Source organism: Mycolicibacterium peregrinum, from assembly GCF_001665625.1.
GTDB lineage: Bacteria > Actinomycetota > Actinomycetes > Mycobacteriales > Mycobacteriaceae > Mycobacterium > Mycobacterium peregrinum_B.
Window position 1 is genome coordinate 1 of the sequence record NZ_LZSY01000074.1, and the last position, 816, is coordinate 816.

At 66.8% G+C, this 816-nt stretch carries 1 protein-coding gene and 1 pseudogene; one reads left to right on the forward strand and one right to left on the reverse strand.

The genetic code is table 11. The features are described 5' to 3' along the window. The first annotated feature begins 75 nt into the window (after positions 1 to 75). Entirely contained in the window at positions 76 to 648 is a 573-nt protein-coding gene (locus A5779_RS09450) for a sensor domain-containing protein (protein WP_064881162.1), read from the forward strand. A gap of 2 nt (positions 649 to 650) precedes the next feature. On the opposite strand, the pseudogene A5779_RS34440 reads toward A5779_RS09450, so the two are convergent. Beyond that, positions 651 to 816 (reverse strand): annotated as a pseudogene (locus tag A5779_RS34440) (TetR/AcrR family transcriptional regulator); the annotation flags it as partial.

Here is an 816-nt window from a genome sequence, read left to right on the forward strand (position 1 = left end):
GCTCCTGAAGTGCCGCCGTCCTTGCTGCCGCCGCCCCAGACGTAGCGCGTACCCTGCTGATTCACGGCCACCCCGGTGGACACCACAACCGCACCCACCGATACCGCCACCCTGACGTTATCTGTCGATACCCTGAACAGCATTGTGCAACAGGCGAATCCCGGTGCCGCAGAGTTCGACTCGCTGAATCCGGCCGAAACGACGCCGCGAGTTCCGGATGCGGGGCCCACGGCGGTATGCGATGCGGTGAACACGCTGTACTTCGCCGCTGGTGCCCCAGCCACCGCCAAGTACGTCTCGCAGTGGGCAGGCGGGCCGCGTCAGCACTTCGTCAGCCAGACAATCGCGGTATATCCCGATGCGGACACCGCCTCGCAGAAGTTCGCACAGCTCGCCGCCGAAGTTCCGGCATGCGCCAAGGCGTCAGCAGGTGACGGCATACCGTTCGTCGTCACTCCGGGTGAGAGCGGGTCCGATGTCGTGCGCTTCACCCAGAAGCGCAAACCCAATCCCAGTTTGTCAGGCGGGGGCTCGGGCGACGCCACGGAATACCGACTGGCGGGCACGGCGATCGTGGCGGTCTCATCCACAGAATCGGCCGCAGCCGTCACCGCAGTCGCCGGCCAGCTCGTGGGCAAGCTCGGCTGATTTCACAACCCGAGCGCGGCCATCGCTCCGTCGACCGTGGCGGTGCGCAGCTGATCTCCGGGGACGTCGGGGAACTGCAGGCAGCAGTCCTGCAGGCCGCCGAAGGCGATGACGGCGCGGGTGGATTGTTCGAGGGTGGGGCGCCGCCCGAACACCAGTACACCGAGC